The 16,879-nt window shown below is 57.7% G+C and carries 29 protein-coding genes and 1 pseudogene; 25 read left to right on the top strand and 5 right to left on the bottom strand.

Translation table 11 applies throughout. The features are described 5' to 3' along the window. Positions 1–97: 97 nt before the first annotated feature. The 3 genes from MSKU9_RS16640 to MSKU9_RS16630 form a co-directional block, all read right to left on the bottom strand. Positions 98–397, bottom strand: a complete 300-nt coding sequence (locus MSKU9_RS16640) for a hypothetical protein (protein WP_141262479.1) — start codon at positions 395–397, stop codon at positions 98–100. A 271-nt stretch (positions 398–668) separates the two neighbouring features. Then, the gene (gene ssb, locus MSKU9_RS16635; protein ID WP_141262478.1) at positions 669–1,139 is read right to left on the bottom strand and encodes a single-stranded DNA-binding protein; all 471 of its coding nucleotides are present in this window, start codon (positions 1,137–1,139) and stop codon (positions 669–671) included. Continuing rightward, positions 1,139–1,348 carry a hypothetical protein gene (locus MSKU9_RS16630; RefSeq protein WP_141262477.1) on the bottom strand — a complete coding sequence of 70 codons (210 nt, stop codon included), beginning with the start codon at positions 1,346–1,348 and terminating at the stop codon, positions 1,139–1,141. The genes ssb and MSKU9_RS16630 overlap by 1 nt, the downstream gene beginning before the upstream one ends. Positions 1,349–1,485: 137 nt before the next feature. Between MSKU9_RS16630 and MSKU9_RS16625 the strand changes: the two genes are divergently transcribed. Further along, on the top strand, positions 1,486–1,692 hold the full coding sequence (locus MSKU9_RS16625; protein ID WP_141262476.1) for a hypothetical protein: 207 nt from the start codon (positions 1,486–1,488) through the stop codon (positions 1,690–1,692). A gap of 134 nt (positions 1,693–1,826) precedes the next feature. Here MSKU9_RS16625 and MSKU9_RS16620 read toward each other — a convergent pair whose 3' ends face one another. Further along, positions 1,827–2,027: a YdaS family helix-turn-helix protein gene (locus MSKU9_RS16620; RefSeq protein ID WP_227002544.1), complete on the bottom strand. Its 201-nt coding sequence runs from the start codon at positions 2,025–2,027 to the stop codon at positions 1,827–1,829. Between the two features lie 109 nt (positions 2,028–2,136). Between MSKU9_RS16620 and MSKU9_RS16615 the strand changes: the two genes are divergently transcribed. The 3 genes from MSKU9_RS16615 (at position 2,137) to MSKU9_RS16605 (ending at position 3,310) form a co-directional block, all read left to right on the top strand. After that, positions 2,137–2,505: a helix-turn-helix transcriptional regulator gene (locus MSKU9_RS16615; RefSeq protein WP_141262474.1), complete on the top strand. Its 369-nt coding sequence runs from the start codon at positions 2,137–2,139 to the stop codon at positions 2,503–2,505. Between the two features lie 147 nt (positions 2,506–2,652). Then, positions 2,653–2,877 carry a hypothetical protein gene (locus tag MSKU9_RS16610; protein WP_141262473.1) on the top strand — a complete coding sequence of 75 codons (225 nt, stop codon included), beginning with the start codon at positions 2,653–2,655 and terminating at the stop codon, positions 2,875–2,877. Then, the gene (locus MSKU9_RS16605; RefSeq protein ID WP_141262472.1) at positions 2,867–3,310 is read left to right on the top strand and encodes a hypothetical protein; all 444 of its coding nucleotides are present in this window, start codon (positions 2,867–2,869) and stop codon (positions 3,308–3,310) included. Before MSKU9_RS16610 ends, MSKU9_RS16605 begins: the two co-directional genes overlap by 11 nt. 33 nt (positions 3,311–3,343) lie before the next feature. On the opposite strand, the gene MSKU9_RS16600 is transcribed toward MSKU9_RS16605, so the two are convergent. After that, positions 3,344–3,601, bottom strand: a complete 258-nt coding sequence (locus MSKU9_RS16600; RefSeq protein WP_141262471.1) for a hypothetical protein — start codon at positions 3,599–3,601, stop codon at positions 3,344–3,346. Between the two features lie 155 nt (positions 3,602–3,756). Between MSKU9_RS16600 and MSKU9_RS16595 the strand changes: the two genes are divergently transcribed. The 21 genes and pseudogenes from MSKU9_RS16595 (at position 3,757) to nuoH (ending at position 16,867) form a co-directional block, all read left to right on the top strand. Further along, positions 3,757–4,452: a bactofilin family protein gene (locus tag MSKU9_RS16595; RefSeq protein WP_227002542.1), complete on the top strand. Its 696-nt coding sequence runs from the start codon at positions 3,757–3,759 to the stop codon at positions 4,450–4,452. A 222-nt stretch (positions 4,453–4,674) separates the two neighbouring features. Continuing rightward, complete coding sequence (locus tag MSKU9_RS16590; protein ID WP_141262470.1) at positions 4,675–4,941, top strand: hypothetical protein; 267 nt, start codon at positions 4,675–4,677, stop codon at positions 4,939–4,941. Positions 4,942–5,023: 82 nt separating this feature from the next. Beyond that, positions 5,024–5,572, top strand: coding sequence for a hypothetical protein (locus MSKU9_RS16585; RefSeq protein WP_141262469.1), 549 nt, complete (start codon positions 5,024–5,026; stop codon positions 5,570–5,572). Next, positions 5,569–5,739 carry a class I SAM-dependent methyltransferase gene (locus tag MSKU9_RS16580; protein ID WP_141262468.1) on the top strand — a complete coding sequence of 57 codons (171 nt, stop codon included), beginning with the start codon at positions 5,569–5,571 and terminating at the stop codon, positions 5,737–5,739. The genes MSKU9_RS16585 and MSKU9_RS16580 overlap by 4 nt, the downstream gene beginning before the upstream one ends. Before the next feature lies 1 nt (position 5,740). Beyond that, on the top strand, positions 5,741–6,517 hold the full coding sequence (locus MSKU9_RS16575) for an ERF family protein (protein ID WP_141262467.1): 777 nt from the start codon (positions 5,741–5,743) through the stop codon (positions 6,515–6,517). Next, entirely contained in the window at positions 6,514–7,149 is a 636-nt protein-coding gene (locus MSKU9_RS16570; protein ID WP_141262466.1) for a lambda exonuclease family protein, read from the top strand. The genes MSKU9_RS16575 and MSKU9_RS16570 overlap by 4 nt, the downstream gene beginning before the upstream one ends. Beyond that, positions 7,146–7,352 carry a hypothetical protein gene (locus MSKU9_RS16565; RefSeq protein ID WP_141262465.1) on the top strand — a complete coding sequence of 69 codons (207 nt, stop codon included), beginning with the start codon at positions 7,146–7,148 and terminating at the stop codon, positions 7,350–7,352. Before MSKU9_RS16570 ends, MSKU9_RS16565 begins: the two co-directional genes overlap by 4 nt. Continuing rightward, positions 7,339–7,836, top strand: a complete 498-nt coding sequence (locus MSKU9_RS16560) for a hypothetical protein (protein ID WP_141262464.1) — start codon at positions 7,339–7,341, stop codon at positions 7,834–7,836. Before MSKU9_RS16565 ends, MSKU9_RS16560 begins: the two co-directional genes overlap by 14 nt. After that, positions 7,833–8,021, top strand: a complete 189-nt coding sequence (locus MSKU9_RS16555; protein WP_141262463.1) for a hypothetical protein — start codon at positions 7,833–7,835, stop codon at positions 8,019–8,021. The genes MSKU9_RS16560 and MSKU9_RS16555 overlap by 4 nt, the downstream gene beginning before the upstream one ends. Then, positions 8,018–8,395, top strand: a complete 378-nt coding sequence (locus MSKU9_RS16550) for a hypothetical protein (protein WP_141262462.1) — start codon at positions 8,018–8,020, stop codon at positions 8,393–8,395. The genes MSKU9_RS16555 and MSKU9_RS16550 overlap by 4 nt, the downstream gene beginning before the upstream one ends. Next, on the top strand, positions 8,392–8,592 hold the full coding sequence (locus MSKU9_RS16545; RefSeq protein WP_141262461.1) for a hypothetical protein: 201 nt from the start codon (positions 8,392–8,394) through the stop codon (positions 8,590–8,592). Before MSKU9_RS16550 ends, MSKU9_RS16545 begins: the two co-directional genes overlap by 4 nt. Further along, positions 8,589–8,978, top strand: a complete 390-nt coding sequence (locus MSKU9_RS16540) for a hypothetical protein (protein WP_141262460.1) — start codon at positions 8,589–8,591, stop codon at positions 8,976–8,978. The genes MSKU9_RS16545 and MSKU9_RS16540 overlap by 4 nt, the downstream gene beginning before the upstream one ends. Continuing rightward, a complete protein-coding gene (locus MSKU9_RS16535) occupies positions 8,975–9,292 on the top strand; it encodes a hypothetical protein (protein ID WP_141262459.1) in 318 nt (105 codons plus the stop codon). The genes MSKU9_RS16540 and MSKU9_RS16535 overlap by 4 nt, the downstream gene beginning before the upstream one ends. Continuing rightward, complete coding sequence (locus MSKU9_RS16530) at positions 9,289–10,125, top strand: FAD-dependent thymidylate synthase (RefSeq protein ID WP_141262458.1); 837 nt, start codon at positions 9,289–9,291, stop codon at positions 10,123–10,125. The genes MSKU9_RS16535 and MSKU9_RS16530 overlap by 4 nt, the downstream gene beginning before the upstream one ends. After that, on the top strand, positions 10,122–10,697 hold the full coding sequence (locus tag MSKU9_RS16525; protein ID WP_141262457.1) for a DUF3310 domain-containing protein: 576 nt from the start codon (positions 10,122–10,124) through the stop codon (positions 10,695–10,697). The genes MSKU9_RS16530 and MSKU9_RS16525 overlap by 4 nt, the downstream gene beginning before the upstream one ends. Then, positions 10,694–10,867, top strand: a complete 174-nt coding sequence (locus MSKU9_RS18305) for a hypothetical protein (RefSeq protein WP_162853832.1) — start codon at positions 10,694–10,696, stop codon at positions 10,865–10,867. Before MSKU9_RS16525 ends, MSKU9_RS18305 begins: the two co-directional genes overlap by 4 nt. Then, on the top strand, positions 10,864–11,034 hold the full coding sequence (locus MSKU9_RS18300; protein WP_162853831.1) for a hypothetical protein: 171 nt from the start codon (positions 10,864–10,866) through the stop codon (positions 11,032–11,034). The genes MSKU9_RS18305 and MSKU9_RS18300 overlap by 4 nt, the downstream gene beginning before the upstream one ends. A 221-nt stretch (positions 11,035–11,255) precedes the next feature. Continuing rightward, positions 11,256–12,233 carry a tyrosine-type recombinase/integrase gene (locus MSKU9_RS16515; protein WP_227002540.1) on the top strand — a complete coding sequence of 326 codons (978 nt, stop codon included), beginning with the start codon at positions 11,256–11,258 and terminating at the stop codon, positions 12,231–12,233. Positions 12,234–12,255: 22 nt separating this feature from the next. Then, positions 12,256–13,176, top strand: a pseudogene (locus MSKU9_RS16510) (complex I 51 kDa subunit family protein); the annotation flags it as partial. Positions 13,177–13,178: 2 nt separating this feature from the next. Continuing rightward, complete coding sequence (nuoG, locus tag MSKU9_RS16505) at positions 13,179–15,914, top strand: NADH-quinone oxidoreductase subunit NuoG (RefSeq protein ID WP_141262455.1); 2,736 nt, start codon at positions 13,179–13,181, stop codon at positions 15,912–15,914. Further along, positions 15,911–16,867 (top strand): NADH-quinone oxidoreductase subunit NuoH, encoded by a 957-nt coding sequence (gene nuoH / locus MSKU9_RS16500; RefSeq protein ID WP_141262454.1) that lies wholly within the window; start codon positions 15,911–15,913, stop codon positions 16,865–16,867. Before nuoG ends, nuoH begins: the two co-directional genes overlap by 4 nt. The last annotated feature ends 12 nt before the right edge of the window (positions 16,868–16,879 follow it).

Genomic DNA, 16,879 nt, shown 5'->3' with positions numbered 1-16,879 from the left:
AGGGCACGGTTCATCTTGTTGGCCCATGTGTCCCAATCGAACCACGAAATGTGCAGGCACAGGACGTGACACGAGGGAGGCGGACCATCTTCACGCTTCAGCCAGACGAAGCGTCGGAACCTGATTTTGATCCAGGGCATTCTTCTTCCCTTGCCTTGCGGCGTTCTTCGACAAGCTGCATGACCTCGCGTTCGATTTCGTCGCAGGAGGCCATAAGCTCGATCAGTTGCGGAACGCCCGGCGCGCATTGGCCGGACAACCAGTTTTCCGCCGCGCGAGGTGTGCTCGAAGCCATGTCGGCGAGCTTCTGCGCGGCAAATCGAAATGGTGCAAAATGGCTACGGATTACTTTCAGCAGCCGTGGGCGAGGATCAAACGAGGCAGTTGCGCCGCTCATTCCCCTAACCTTTCGGAATTTTCCCCAAGAGTTCGGCATTCAGATTCTCCATGTTCCCTCTTGCGACGGACGGAACTGGAGAAACTGCACTTGGAGGAACATGAACGAAGAAATGTTGATGGAGCACGCGAGGGAGACCGAACCCCCTTCCTCGCGTGGATGCTCGTAAACGATGCCCGCACCTGGGCTGTGCTACACCCGAATGCTACCATCGAGGTCCGGCAGCATCTAGCGGCCATGATAGCCACGGAACTGGCGGGGCGGTGACGCATCAGAACGGTATTTCGTCGTCCAGATCATTACCGGACGGCGCGTCCCACCCGCCTGAACGCTGCTGGGCGGCCTGCTGGCGCGGCTGGGACTGCTGAGAGGATGAGCAGCCTTCCCCGGCTGGCTCACCACACAGAACCAGATCACCGCCAAACTTCTGGATCACGACTTCGGTCGTATATCGGTCCTGGCTGTGCCGGTCGGTCCACTTTCTGGTCTGGTTCTGGCCGATGACCTGCACTTTAGACCCCTTGCGAACAAACCGTTCGATCACGCTGGTCAGTCCTTCATTCCAGCAGACCACGCGATGCCATTCAGTCTTTTCGCGCTTTTCGCCGGACTGCCTGTCTTTCCATGTTTCAGACGTGGCGAGCGTGAAGCTGGCGACCTTCTGTGCGCCTTGTGTGGTCCGTATTTCAGGGTCCTTACCCACATTGCCAAGGATGATCGTCTGGGAGAAATGACCGGCCATCACCGCACCCCCAAAGCCTGCCGACTGACCACGCGCTCGCCAATCCCGCGAACGCTGACGGTCACGCCGTATCCGACATACGCCCCGCTTGGCGCGGCATCGCCGTCCACACGGACCCGCCCGCAGCGGATCAGGGCGCAGGCTTCGTCGGTCGTGGTCGCAAGGCCGAGGCGGCGCATTGTGCTTGAGAGGGGGAAGGTTTTGCTCATGAGCGGTCCTCCCTGTCACGGGTGCCATGCATGCGACGGCATAGGTCGCACGAGCAGCGGGATATTACAGTTTCAGCGCCGGAGAGAGTCGCACCCCTCTCCGGCTTTTCTCCACCCTGTGCAGAGGATGAAGCTTTATGAGTATGGAAACAATGAGCCGAGAAGGTCTGATCTGGCATATTGCCAAAGTCATTGCCGCCAATGAAGGAAAAGAAACGTCTTACAATACTATTGATGCAGACCGGGCATACATCATTGATGTGATCTCGGCCGCCCGCATGGCTGTCGACGGCACTGGCAACCCCATTTCCATGAGCGTTGTCCCCGACGACACGAAGCTGTAGGGCGCCCGTCAGATAGGCTTCAATGATGGCAGCCGCCTTCACAAGATCAGTGCTGGTGGCTGCCTGTGCGCCGCCGCGCACTTCAGTCCAGCGGAGTGCAAGGTCAATGGCTTCACGTCGATTGTTCTGTGTGTTCATCGCACCCCCTCCCCTTCAGGCCGCACGACCGTCACGCCTCGGAATAGGTCCGGGCGCAGTTCTTCGCGGGGGATGCCGGTGGCGGCTTCGATTGTAATGAGATGCTTGTCAGGAATACGCTCCCATCCCAGCACTGTCGCATGGGACCGAAGGCCAGCGGCGCGGGCGACTTTTGCAGCGCCGCCTACCCGCTTCATGAGTTCTGCTGGTGTCATGCCGGAATGTTAGTATTTCCGACTTTAGCACGCAACAGAAAAGTCGGTAGTTCCGACACAGGGGTTAGAAATATCAACCATACTGCTTCCCATGAGCCTTGAGACAGACATGGGCGCCCGTCTTTCCGGCCTGCGGTTGCAGAAGGGAAAGAAAGAAGGGCGACGGATTACCCAGCAAGAGGCGGCTGATGCTGTAGGCATTGGACGCAGTACGCTTGCGTCATACGAAAAGGCTCACGATAAGCCGGGACGCGAGACTATGATTGCGTTAGCGCAGTACTATGGTGTCCCCGTCGATTATATAGCTGGCGCGGCGCCGGTTAATTCGGACCTGTCGCCGCAATCGGTCGAAGATCCCGACGAATTGGCCCTCCTTGGCCTCTGGCGCGCCCTCAATCACGATGAGCGCAAATTGCTTCTCACTCTTTTTGAGAAGGCTATTCGCTCGGATGCAGCCTGACCAATCCCCAAGCGCCCGCAGGTCTTTCGCCGCGTTCCCGTTCATTGTTTCCCTTTCGTTCTCATGGAACGATAGCAGAACAGACCGGGCGGTTGATATACGTAATTTGGATATTGCTTATAATGAAATCTGCGATTGGAACCTCGGATGACTGATTTTGAACAACGATCAGATTTGCGAGTGGTCGCGGCAAAAACCGCTTTAGGGGTCGCAATGGTTAGCGATGCCATCGCACAGATAGCCCGTGGAGAGCGAAACGCACTTCTCCCGGCCGATTTAAAAAAAATTCAAGAAGATATGAATAAGACTGCACAGCAAATGATCGACTTATGCGGGCAGCTTTTAAAAGAGATAGATGCCGATGAGCACTGAAGAAGCCCTACGCGAGCAGTTCCGGTCTTTCTCTGCCAAACTAGATGCTGAAAAGCAGGAAATTCGTCATCTTGAAAATGGCTCAGGGGGCAACGATAATGGAGGTATGGATCGGCGCATAACCAATCTTGAAAGCGACATGAAGGCCGTCAAGGAAACATTGACAGGCATTCAGGTTACGCTTGCCGAAATTAAAGCGTCCATCGCGACTAAGGATGATATATCCAAGCTGGATATTCGACTCAATACCATTGAGCACACTATGGCGACGTCAGAGTCCTTGGCGGCATCCAATACACGCCTTGCTGTGCTTGACGAGCGAACAACCAAACTATTAACAACACGATCCGCCGGAGTGATGATGGCTCTTGCGATTGGTGCTATTACCTTGGTCACTAGATGGCATGATATTCTAAGTAGCTTTCATAGATAGAGTGCGTCCCCTCCCCCGCTCCGGCGGGGTTTTTCATGCCTGCACCACAGCCACCTGCCCCACTTCGTCCACCGTCTCGGTCCGTGGCGCGCCATCCTCCCCCACATAGAACCGGAACACGCTGGCGCCTATATCGTCGGTCAATCCTGATTTGACCTTATAGAGCCGCATCAGGGCATCTTGGCGCGACCGGCAGTGCACAAGCCCTGTCGGCCATGGATATTGTGCGCCTGGCTTCCCTTCCAGCTTGTAGGATTGGAACACGTAGGTCTCGGTCTGGGGTGCGGGCATGGCGAATCCTTCCAATTATGTTCATATTATGTTCTTTGAGATTCGCGAAGGCGATTTTCGCATGGGTGATATTTTGTCGGGGCTTCTAACTTTTCCTCTTGCATAATTTGTCGGATTATCCGACATTGTTCCCATCACCAACACGGAGATGGGCAGTGAACAATTCCACGGTTGAGCAGACGGATGCTCCCGAAAACAACAAATACGAACTCCTGACTACAGATACCGTGAAGTCGTGGGATGGCCGGACGCTCTATCGTATCCGCGCCCTCGTCGCGATTACGGTAATCGGTGTCGCGGCTGGCGATCTTGGTGGTTACGTCGAAGCTGAGGCGAACCTGCAGGTCTACGGCGACGCGTGGGTCTCCGGCGACGCGCAGGTCTCCGGCAACGCGCGGGTCTCCGGCAACGCGCGGGTCTCCGGCGACGCGCAGGTCTTCGGCGACGCGTGGGTCTTCGGCAACGCGCAGGTCTCCGGCAACGCGTGGGTCTCCGGCAACGCGCGGGTCTTCGGCAACGCGCAGGTCTACGGCGACGCGTGGGTCTCCGGCAACGCGCGGGTCTACGGCAACGCGTGGGTCTCCGGCGACGCGCAGGTCTCTCTCGATATTCACTTTGGCTGGATCAGCCACGTTGGGTCTGAGGACGGAACTCTGACTTGGTATCGCTCCAAGGATGGGGTTCAGGTCAATCGGGGATGTTTTTATGGGACGCTGGAGGCGTTCAATGCTGCCGTTGAGGAAACGCACGGCGACAACCAGACAGCCAAAGAATATCGCTGCCTGATCGACTTCATCAAACTGCGCTCGTCCTCGTGGATCAATGAAGAAACGGATCAGGAGGCGGCCTGATGCCTCCCCTCCCCGACAACCACCTAACCCGCTTCCTCGGCATGGCCCTGCTCGGCGCCATGCTTCTGGGTGTCATGTTCTGGGCCTTCACCATCATTGCAATGCCCTGACACGCCCAGGCCACCGGGATTGCGGTCCCGGCAGTCTGGCCGAGTTGGCCGAGTATTTTCCAAGTAATGAGAGGAATTGATTATGTGCAGTAATCTTCCTGACGGTTGTTCGATGAATGACATCGATCGTCGGTTTCAGACGCAGAGCATAGCGATTGTGCGTAAGGCGCAGCGTGCTGAGAAGCTGAAGAAGGATCTCGAGAACTGCTTGCATGAAGCAAAGCAGGTGTTCTTCGGCGAAGTATCCGACACGGTCGGTTTCCTGCCAGATTGCATCGAGGAAGTGACGGCGGAAATCGAGCGTCTGGACAAGGACCAGTGTGATCTCGAGGACGAATGGCGTGCAGCCAACGCGCCTCAGTTGGAGGCAGCCGAATGACCTTCCCCCTGACATCCCACCAGTACGCCCGCGTCCGGGTCAACCGGCGGCCTGTGCCTGCCCATTTGGGGAGGCGGGGGCTGTGACATATCCCGGTGAAAAAGCTTTCGAGGTCTTCGAGAAGAAATACGGAGCAGATGCTGGAACCGAAGTTATGGAGCGCATCGCGGATGCGATGTGGGACCAGAAGGGAAATGATCGTCTAATCATCAGCAATATCCATACCATCAATGCATGCAATCACGTTGTAGATGGAGATATTGAGCATGCAGGCGAGTGGTTTTCATTTTCCATTGAAAGCGGAGATCGAAACGGGACGGTAATTCATGGCTGGGGGCCTTTGGACGAAGTGTCTCCATATAAGCCGGAACCACCTGTCATCTATGAAATGGTTCCTCGCGATAGAGACCTAGAGTTGCGCAATCCTAGCATGTTCAGGGTCTATCTTCATTGGCGCGATGCGGATTGGTTTAAGGAAATGTGCCGTTCCTACAACTATGATCGATATGCTCAGCCGGGCGGAAAGATCGAAGGATATTACCGTGACAAGGCGGCAAAGCGCGGCCTTGCGTGGACAACCCGCGAAGATGCCAAGGAACGAATTGACGCATTCAGGAGCATCTCGGCATGAAAACCCTCACCACCCGACAGCTTGAGGCAGCGCGCCGGAACCTGCGCATGATGGACCCTTGCACCGACTGGCAGCGCATCACGGGACGCGACGATCTGGAAATCCCCGCGTGGCCGTTCCCTGATTACGAAAAGATCTACTTTCCGCCATCATATGGAGTTCCCTAGTATGTCTGAAACGCTTGAGCGCAAAGCAACCACAGTATCCGTCAAGCAGGATCAGGCGGTGGCGACAAGGCAGGAACAGGACCCAGCCGTATCCAATAGCATCCTGAACGTCATCGCGCGCGCGGCCGCTGACCCGTCCGTTGACGTGGACAAGATGCACGAACTGCTTAAACTGCAGGACAGCATCATGAAGCGGCAGGCAGAGGCCGAGTTCAACCAGGCTATGGCCGACGCCACTGGGGAAATCCAGCGCGTTGCAAAGATGGGCAAGGTCGATACCGGCAAGGGGAAATACAGCTTTGCCCGATGGGAAGATATGGATCGGATGCTCCGTCCGGTCATGCAGAAGTTCGGCTTTTCCCTGTCGTTTGACGCGCAGGAGCGTCAGGGCGGCCTGACCATAACCGGAACCGTCAGGCATCGCAGTGGGCACAGCCAGACGGCATCCATGCCGCTTCCGATCGATAACGGCCCTGGCCGCAATGCCCTGCAGGCAATGGGATCAACGCTTTCCTACGGTAAGCGGTATTGCGCGGAGATGCTGTTCAACATCGTGCGTGAAAATGCCGATGACGATGGTGTGCAGGGATTTGTCCGCACTGTGGATGCAGCGCAGGCAAAAGCTATTCAGGATATGGTTTTTGAAATTGGCATGCCCTTGACGGATGTTCTCAAGCATTTTGGTGCCAATTCGATCCAGGAACTTCCGGCCAATCAGTTCGCCCGGATTGTGAACTCCCTGAACAAGCGCCGCCAGACGGGAGCGCAGGCGAAATGAAGATCCATACCATGGAACAGGGTAGCGAGGCGTGGCTTCAGGCGCGCCTCGGCCTTCCTACAGCATCCGAGTTCGACAAGATCGTAAGCAACACGGGAAAGCTTTCTACGCAGTCCCGCAAGTATGCCATCCGGCTTGTCGGAGAAATCATTCTCCAGCGCCCCCTCGGTGCTGACCTGTCAAACAACTACGATGTGCAGCGCGGGAATGAACTTGAGCCGGTCGCAGCTGACCTTTACGCGTTTGAGACCGGACGTGTCCTGCAGAAGGTTGGCTTTGTGACGCTTGACAGCGGTATTGCCGGGGCAAGTCCTGACCGAATGGTGGGTGATGACGGGCTTCTCGAAATCAAGTGCCCGAAGGTGGAGACCCACATAGAATACGAGTTCGACGGCTTTGGGCACAAGTATAATACCCAGACGCAAGGCCAGATGATGGTCTGTGAGCGTGAATGGACGGATAAGTATTCCTACTGCGAGGAAATGCCATCCTATGTGGAGCGGGTATTCCGTGACGAACCGTTCATCAAGAACTTGGAACAGGCCCTCAAAGACTTCCACGACATGAAGTTGGAACTGCTGGAACGGGCACGGCAGCGCGGGATGATGCAGCAGGTAGGAGGTGCAGCATGACCCCCACCAGCGACGCCGCCGAACCCGACTACCTCGCCACGCGGCTTACGTGGATGCAGCAGGTCGAACTGCACATGAGGGCGCATAACTCCGCGCCCTGCAATTCCCGGCAGAAACGTCGCCTGTGTATTGCCCGCGATAACGGCGTCGAACCGTGGGAAGCTTTCACCCAGATCATAGGAACCGACCATGTGCAGTTCTGAAAACGAACTGATCCACGATGCGCGGCAGGTTCATTTGGAAGAATTGATCATGAAGAACGAAGAACAGTTTGTTATGGTGCGGTTGCCGCTGTCAGATGAACAGCATGATACGTTCTACCGCCTCACTCGTCGGGACAGCGCCGAAGCAGCACTCATCGCCATCAGCGCCCCCATCCCGCCGTGCGCGGACGTGGAGACGGTCGGATGGGGCCGGGAAACATCCTTTGTCGATATCAAGGCTCCCGGATGCCATGCGGTTTCAATCCACAAGGAATGGGACGGCGGAATCCCCCTCGTCCGCCGCACCGACATGGAAGCGCAGGTTGCGAAGGTGGCGGCGGAGAAGGATGCAGAGATTGCGCGGCTTAGCGCGGTCCTTCTCGAAATTGTGCGCGCTGAACCTAGCATCTACGATGGCCGCTATCTTCGAGAAATCGCCCGGACGGCTCTCAACGAAGGATCGGTCGTAGGGGAGAAGGCATGATGGGAATGCCCGTAGCATGGCAGGCCGGTTACGACTGGGCCTACGATAAAGGTGAATTTTCAGGAATGGACTGCGGAGACGCCATAGAAGCGCATGGTTGGGATTTTACCAGCAAAGAACACGATCAGTTCTGCGATGGCGCAAAGGCGGCGCAGAACGAGCAGCTTGAGGCGTTTGGAGAATGACCAAAACAAAACTTGAAATCATCGGCCCCTACACCCCGGAGCATGAGGGGCCGTTTTGCACGCGGGATGGGCTACCTGCTCGCATCATCAGCCGGACTGGTGGCAGTACGAAATACCCCGTTGTCGCAATCATAGATGGTTGTGATTTGGCCGGAAGCTTTGAAGCTGACGGTTCTGTTTTTTCAGCTGCTGGGCCGAAACCAGACGACCTCATGAACGCCCGCGAAGTCCCTGTGGCGCGGGAGTTTTGGGTTAATGAGTATTATGGCGGTGGACGATCGGTTTACCTGTCAGAAGAAGAAGCAGAGAAATGCAGAGTGCGTTTCCAGCGCACAATCCACGTCCGCGAAGTCCTGCCGGGGGATGGGGAATGATTTCCAAAGAAGAAACAATGAAAATCGTCCGCAATCCTGAATGCAAATTGCATAAGGCTATGACGATTATCTCTAACTGTCATGGGCGCATTGATAATGACAGTCGTAACCGCAGGCCAGAAGGGCCTGTAATGTGGCGCGGATGGCAGATTGAAGCGGCAAAAGAAATTCTTGCGCTTTACGGGGTTGAGGTATGACCAAACCATGGCACGGCCTGCCAGATCAGCCGGAGCGGAAAGGCTGGCATATCATCCTCGACAATACCGGCGACCGTCACGAGTTCTGGTGGGAAGGTCCGAACTACCAATACTGGACCACATGTGAAGGCGGCGATCTGATCTGGTCCATTGAGGAAATGGCAGCAGAATATCGTTATGCCGGTGCCGTCTATTCGTCATCCGAACTCGCGCAGATGCTTAGTGACCAGCGTGAAAAAGACGCTCAGGTGGCTGAAAGATACGCAAGTCAATTCGCGCAACCGTTCCCTACGTTAGGTTCTGATTGCCGAAATATCGCTGCTGGTATCCGTGCCAATCCATTGGCCATCCGCGCCCTAACCGACGATGAAGGGAAGAAGTCGTGAGAAGCCGGGAAGAACAGATTGCTGATCTCACCAACCTATTTGGCGAGGAAGGCACATTTTCATTCGTGGATGACCGGGACGCCGCGACCAAGCATATCATCGTAGCCGAGCGCCGGGCAGAACAGCGCGTGCGGGAAGCGATTGCGCGGGATAGTGAGCGATTGGATTGGTTGGCAGAATGCTGCATTCATGCGTATGCGCCGAAACAATATCAGAGAGGCGTTGGCTGCGGTGTTTGTCTCGTGAGTCATGTACCCGAAATAGATCGTAATTTACGCGCCGCCATCGACGCAGCACGGGAGGCGCAGGGATGACCATCACAGCCACATCCATCCTTGCCAGCATCAGCAATGCCGGGAAGCGCATTGACACGCTCCTGCTACGATATCCTCGGTTTATTCATGCTGAGTTCATGACGCATCGTCAGTTCAGCCGCAACGCCAGCAGCAGCCGGGCCATCCCGGTTGAGCGATTGATTGCGGACGTTGAACGCGATCCAGCCGCGCCGGTGTTCTGGGGTAAGAACCAGAAAGGGATGCAGGCACGTGAGGAAATGTCAATCCATGACAGGTCAGCGACCGAAATGCTTTGGCATGACGGCGCGCGGTATGCCGTCGAAACTGCACGCCTCATGTCTGGGCATGCCGCTCACAAACAGATCGTCAACCGTGTCCTTGAGCCATTCTCTCATATCAACGTGGTGGTGACGGCAACGGAATGGGATAACTTCTTCGCTCTACGCGACCGTGAGGACGCCCAGCCGGAAATCCGCGCGCTGGCTCAGGCGATGAAAGCGGCTATTTCGGCAGCGGATACGCAGCACCTCTATAGCGACCAATGGCATCTCCCGTTCGTGTCGCCAGAGGAAATCCGCGAGCATCAGGGCCTCACAGACCCGACTGGCAACCTGCGTATCGTGTCGGCTGCCCGGTGTGCGCGCACGTCCTACCTGACGCATGATGGGCGACCTTCCTCACTGGCTGAGGATTTGGCTCTAGGTGAACGCCTGACGCGCTCCCGTCCGTTCCATGCCAGTCCTTTCGAGCATTCTGCGTCACCCTATGTTCCCGGTTTCCATGACGAAACCGACCAACGCAATTTCCGGGGCTGGGTCCAGAACCGCGCCCTGATGGAGAAATACCAGTGACTGAACAGACGCACACTCCCTATCAGCGAGGGCGCCGGGCGGCTGAGCGTGGCGCTCCGAGGGAAGTGCCGAAGGATATAGATTTTGGCCAATACCGTAGACCATGGCTTGCGGGTTTCGACAGCATTCGCGGTACGCAGCGCACAGAAATCGCCGACGATACACGCGGCGAACACTACCGGACCGGCCAATTTCAGGCATGGGATGTGACGCGCTACCTGTCCGGCGATATGGCCCAGGCATGGCAGTATGTCTATCGGTGCGGGCGTAAGGGGTCGGATCAGGATGCCATTACGGATCTACGAAAGGCCGTCGATTTTCTGGAAGACTGGTGCGCGAATGATGTTCCGATAAGGGAAGTTGATCCCGATGTGAGGCATCGCGTGAACTGCCTGCTATGCGACCACCAAGCAGTAGACGGTTGGAAGGTGCCGATATTGGACCGGATTTTCATGGCAGACACGTATGTAGGTCAGAATATGGCGGGAGACCGCTTCCATGGACAGTCCCTCGTAATGGCGGCGGTCATTCCTGCCATTACTGCTGAAATCGCGCGGCGGGAGGCATCATGAACATCTCCACATGCTTCGGCTTCTTCTACAAGGGGTGCCGGGTGGAGTGCACCCGGAAAGAAGCCCGTATCATTCTGGACGGGAAGGTCGTGGGGATATCCAAGGGTGCCACGCGGTCCGCTATCGAACAGGACATAGAGAGGGTGATTGCCGGGGAGGAATTGGCATGACCCACAAAATCCGCATAGCAGGCGACCTGACCGAAACCGTGGAGCTGATCGCCCAGAACCGATACCGCGTTTTTCTGCGGCGCAATGGAGAAATCGTGGCGATGAATGCCGCAGCCTGGCAGAGGATTGTGGATAGCGGGCGCGTAGTGGAGGTTCAGAATGGGTGAAGCATTGGAACGCTGGCTTAGCCGAGAGGGGCTGGCCCGACGCATAGATGTGAAGCCCCACAATGTGGCCCGGATGGTTAAGCAGGGGAAATTGCCACGCCCCAGCTATCACCTTGGCGAGCGCAGCCCGCGATGGGACAGACACGCAGTTGATGCCCTCATGATGAAAAGTCAGGGCATTGAGATCAAACGGGACATGGACGAGATATTAGAGCGGCATTGTGAAGAAAAAATCAGACAGCACGCGGCGCTTCAAGGTCGTAAAAAAGCGGCTGGCAGACGGGTCAATTAAGGAATACCGCTATCCTGTTAAATCTGCTGGCGAGGACACCTCTCGGCTGCCCGCACAGGGATCTGTAGAAAGCGTCATCCGGTCATATCGGCAAAGCATTGAATTTAGACAAACCCGACCGGCAACGCAGAGGATCAAACAATACTATCTTTGCGAGCTTGATATTTTTAGGGATATGCCGATCCAAGATATCAAGAGGCGGAATATACTGGCGATCAGAGACATGATTGCCTCATGTCGGGGGCATGGCGCTTCTAATGGTTTTCTTTCAATAGTTCGGTCATTCTTTGGGTGGGCAGTCACCCGAGATTGGATTGAAGTAAACCCAGCCTCGGGGATTAAGATGCTCCCCTCCAAGCCGCTGCCTACATGGACACCGGAAATCGTCCAGCAGGCAATGGGGAGCTTAAATCATGCACTGCAAAGAGCGATTATTATGGCTCTGTTCACTGGACAGAGGCGCAGCGATCTTTGCCGGATGAAGTGGTCCGATATATCAGGGAACTTTATCCATGTGATCCAAGGAAAAACCGGAACCGCGCTAAAGATTCCCATCCACCCTAAACTTGCAATCTATCTGGATCAATGGAGGCACTCCGGAGAATTTATTCTGACCAACACCAATGGCGATCCATGGAAGCCTAACAGCATCACATCCTCATTAAGCGAGGCGTCTTTATCCGGGAGAATACCACCGGGCTTCAATATCCATGGCCTGCGCAAAATGTCAGCAACGCTTTTGGCTGAAGCCGGATGCACGACCCACGAAATTGCCGCCATAACAGGGCACAAGACGCTTGCGATGGTCCAGCATTATACATTGGCCGTCAGTCAGGAGAAGTTGGCAAAGGATGCGATCGCACGCATAGATACCAGTTTCTTAAACCAGAAAGAAACTAAGCCATAAGTTGTTGATTACGTTTGATTAGGTATCCATGCGCGGGGAATACCATCTTGCCTGCGCCCGTCTGCACCATGCAATCGGGGAAGCACGGCAACAGGGCTGGCTGGGGAAGAATATCCTTGGCTCCGGCTTCAGTTTTGACATCCATGTGCATTCCAGCGCCGGACGCTACATATGCGGCGAGGAAACCGCCCTGCTGACCGCGCTGGAGGGCCGGCGCGCCACACCGCGCAGCAAGCCGCCCTTTCCCCAGACCGGCGGCCTGTGGGGCGCGCCGAGCGTGGTGAACAATGTCGAGACGCTGTGCAACCTGCCCCATATCATCACCAACGGGCCGGAATGGTTCGCGGACCTCGGGCTGGGGGAAGATGGCGGCACCAAGATCTATGGTGTCAGCGGCCGGGTAACGAGACCGGGCGCGTGGGAACTGCCCATAGGCACGCCGCTGCGCCAGATTATCGAGGACCATGCAGGAGGCATGATTCCAGGCTACCAGTTGCGCGCCCTGTTGCCCGGCGGGGCGTCCACCGCCTTTCTTGACGGAACCGCCCTTGATGTCGCGATGGATTACGGGTCGGTTGAAAAAGCAGGCAGCAGGCTGGGGACCGGCATGGCCATCATTCTGGATGACCGGACCTGCCCCATCGGCATGATCCGCAACCTGGAACATTTCTTTGCGCAGGAATCCTGCGGGTGGTGCACCCCATGCCGTGACGGGCTGCCATGGGTGGAACGCCTGCTGGACGCGATCGAAGACGGAACCGGACAGGACGAGGACATGGACCAGCTTGGCCGTCATGCCCGCATGCTGGGGGCACCGGGCCGGACCTTCTGCGCCCACGCACCAGGGGCAATGGCGCCACTAGCCAGCGGGCTGAAGCTTTTTGCCGCCGATTTTGCAGCCCACATCCAGCAGCGTCGATGCCCGCAGCAATCGGGAGCATGACCATGACCAGCATCCGCATTGATGGACGGGACTGCCTGACCCGCACCGGCATCAACCTGCTGCAGGCCTGTCTGGAAGCGGGGGCCAACCTGCCCTATTTCTGCTGGCACCCCGAACTGGGCTCCGTTGGGGCATGCCGCCAGTGCGCCATCAAACAGTTCAGCGGGCCGGATGACACGAAGGGCCGCATCGTGATGGCCTGCATGACGCCTGTCAGCGAAAATACCATCATATCCACCGATGACCCGGAAGCCCGGGATTTTCGCGCCAGCATCATCGAATGGATGATGGTCAACCATCCCCATGACTGCCCGGTATGTGAGGAAGGCGGCGAATGCCACCTGCAGGACATGACGGTCATGACCGGGCACAATCCCCGCCGCTACCGGTTCACGAAACGGACGCATCGCAATCAGGATCTGGGGCCGTTCGTAAAACACGAAATGAACCGCTGCATCGCCTGCTACCGCTGCGTGCGCTTTTACCGTGATTATGCGGGCGGGGATGATCTGGCGGCCTTTGCATCGCATGACAATGTGTATTTTGGCCGTGCGGCGGACGGTACGCTGGAAAATGCCTTCAGCGGCAACCTGGTGGAAATCTGCCCGACAGGCGTGTTTACCGACAAACCCTTTTCCACTACCTATACCCGCAAATGGGACATGCGTGGCGCACCCTCGATATGCGTGCATTGTGCGGTGGGCTGCAACACCATTGTCAATGCGCGCGAGGAAACCCTCCGCCGTGTCCTCAACCGCTACAATACCGATATCAACCGCTACGTGCTGTGCGACCGGGGACGGTTCGGGCATGGTTTTGTCAATGCGCCGACACGTATCGGCACGCCGCTGCGCACCATCGGCGGCCAGCAGGTATCCGTCCCGATAACGGATGCCCTGCAGGCCTTCGCCCGCATGGCGGCAGATGGCCCGATCGTGGGCATCGCCTCCGCCCGTGCGACACTGGAAACCTGTTTCAGCCTGTATGCGCTGGTGGGTCCCCAGCATTTCTGCACCGGCCAGACACGGCATGAACAGGAATGCGTGGAACTGGTCCATGCCCTGCTTACCCGGCATCCCGGCGCCCTTCCCACCCTGCATGAGATGGAAAGCGCCGATGCCGTACTGGTTCTGGGAGAGGACGCATGCGCCACCGCCCCCCGGCTGGGTCTGTCGCTGCGACAGTCCGTGCGTCAGGCATCCTTCCATATGGCAGACGGCGCCAAAGTACCACGCTGGATGGATGCGGCAGTGCGCACGCTGGGAGCCGAATGTCCGTCCACCCTGCATGTCCTGACACCTGCGCCAACCAATCTGGACAGCGTGGCGGCGGAAGCGTTTCGCGCCGCGCCCGATGATATCGCGCGGCTGGGCTTTGCCATCGCCCACGAAATTGATCCCGCAGCCCCACCCGTCACGGATCTGACGCCAGATGATGCGGCGCGTGCCACACGCATTGCGCATACGCTTATGGCAGCCAGAAAACCGCTGGTCGTATCGGGCATGCAATATGGCTCCCCGGCACTGTTGCAGGCAGCCAGCAGTATTGCCGCAGCCCTTGCGCGCGCCACGCCTGAAGCGGGCCTGTCGCTGGTGCTGCCGGAATGCAACAGCATGGGGCTGGCCATGATGGGGGGGCTGTCGCTGGAAACGGTGATGGAACAGGCACGGGCGGGTGCGATTTCCACCCTGGTCATTGTGGAAAACGACCTGACCCGCCACCTGCCCCCGGCCGATGTGGCGGAACTGGTGGCGGCAGTCCCCGATATCGTCATGATCGACCACACGGCAACGCCGCTGTGCCAGCAGGCCAGCCTTGTCCTGCCGGTTGCCGCCTTCAGTGAATGCAGCGGCACGCTGGTCAGTCAGGACAGCAGGGCGCAACGATTTTTCCAGGCGGTCTTTCCCACTGCCCCCATACAGGCGGGCTGGCGGTGGGTACAGGCGCTGGCGCAGCACCTTGACCCGTCCATGCTCCATATTTCAGGCCTGACCGGGTGGCGGGATCTGGATGATGTCCTTGCCGCACTGGCGGTGGCATTTCCCCCCCTTGCTCCGGCAGTCATGGCCGCACCGGGGGCAGATTACCGCATGAATGGCCAGAAACTGCGCAGCCAGACCTACCGCGCCAGCGGACGGACCGTCATCCGTTCCTTCGTAAACGTACATGACCAGCCACCGCCCGGCAGCCCGGACACCCCGTTCAGCAGTTCAATGGAAGGTGCCTATGGTCCCGACATGCCCGCCACACTGGTTCCCGGCTATCAGGCGCCAGCATGGAATTCGGTTCAGGCGCTCAACCGTTTCCAGCATGAAATTGGTGGGGACATGCGTGACGGGGCATCCGGTCTGCGGCTGCTGTCCCGCGCCGGGAATCAGAATGCGGATCCCCCTCCGTATGCTTACGTCAATGATATTCCCGCCCCTTACGCCGCGCGGACGGATACTGTTCTGGTGCTACCCGATACGCGCCTGTTCGGCAGCGAGGAACTGAGCATGTTCTCCCCACCCGTCATGGCGCGCGCACCCGCGCCAACGCTGGGTCTGCCTGCCGACATGGTGACATCAGGCCGCATGGTGCTGCATCTGGAAGACGGGCCACACGTTCTGCCTGTGAAACCGGTGCCAGGGCTGCCTGCGGGCATTGCGCTGTGCCCGGCGCACATGGTCGCGCGGGCGCTGCGTTTTCCCTGCATGGCCCGGCTGGACAGGGCGCCAGACGGGGGAGAAGGATCATGACATATACGGCGCTTACGACCATCATTTTTACGCCGTTGGTCATCCTTGGTCTTGCCACCGTGCTGACATGGATCGAACGGCGTCTGCTGGGGTTGTGGCAGGACCGGCATGGTCCCAACCGCGTGGGACCGGGCGGCATGTTCCAGGCCGTGGCAGACGGGACCAAGATCCTGTTCAAGCAGGACTGGATTCCTCCCTTTGCCGACCGGGGCGTGTTTGTCGCGGCACCTGCCATTGGCATGATGACGGTCCTGCTGTCCTTTGCCGTCATTCCCGTCACGATGGGCGCTGGCATTGCGGGGAACATGAATGTCGGGCTGCTGTTCGTCGTCGGCATGATGGGACTTGGGGTCTATGCGGTGGTGCTGGCAGGGTGGTCATCCAACAGCAAATACGCACTGCTGGGCGGCATGCGGGCAGCGGCCCAGATGATCAGCTACGAAGTCTTCATGGGGCTATCCCTGCTGGGCGTGGTCATGATGGCGGGGTCATTCAACCTGCACGATATCGTGGCTGCACAGACGGGACTATGGTTCATCATCCCGCAATGTCTCGGCTTTGGCGTGTTCATGCTGGCTGGCATTGCAGAAACGCACCGCCTGCCCTTCGATCTGCCCGAAGGGGAAAACGAACTGGGTGCGGGGTTCCATACCGAATATTCAGGCATGAAATTCGGCATGTTCTTCATTGCCGAATATGCCGGGATCGTCCTGGTCGCAAGCCTCGTGACCACGCTCTACCTTGGTGGCTGGCGCGGGCCGTGGCTGCCCGCTGGCGTGTGGTTCGCGCTCAAGACCGGGGGCATGGTAGGGTTTTTCATCCTGCTGCGGGCAGGCCTGCCACGCCCGCGTTACGACCAGTTGATGGCGCTGGGCTGGAAGGTCCTACTGCCGCTTTCCCTTTTCAATGTCATGGCGACCGGAACCATCCTCATGCTGCGCGCGTCTTTGTGACACGCCTGATGC

The sequence above is a fragment of the Komagataeibacter diospyri genome (assembly GCF_006538165.1).
Lineage (GTDB): Bacteria > Pseudomonadota > Alphaproteobacteria > Acetobacterales > Acetobacteraceae > Komagataeibacter > Komagataeibacter diospyri.
Note: the sequence above shows the minus strand (reverse complement) of the source record. Positions and strands in the feature narration are given on the sequence as shown.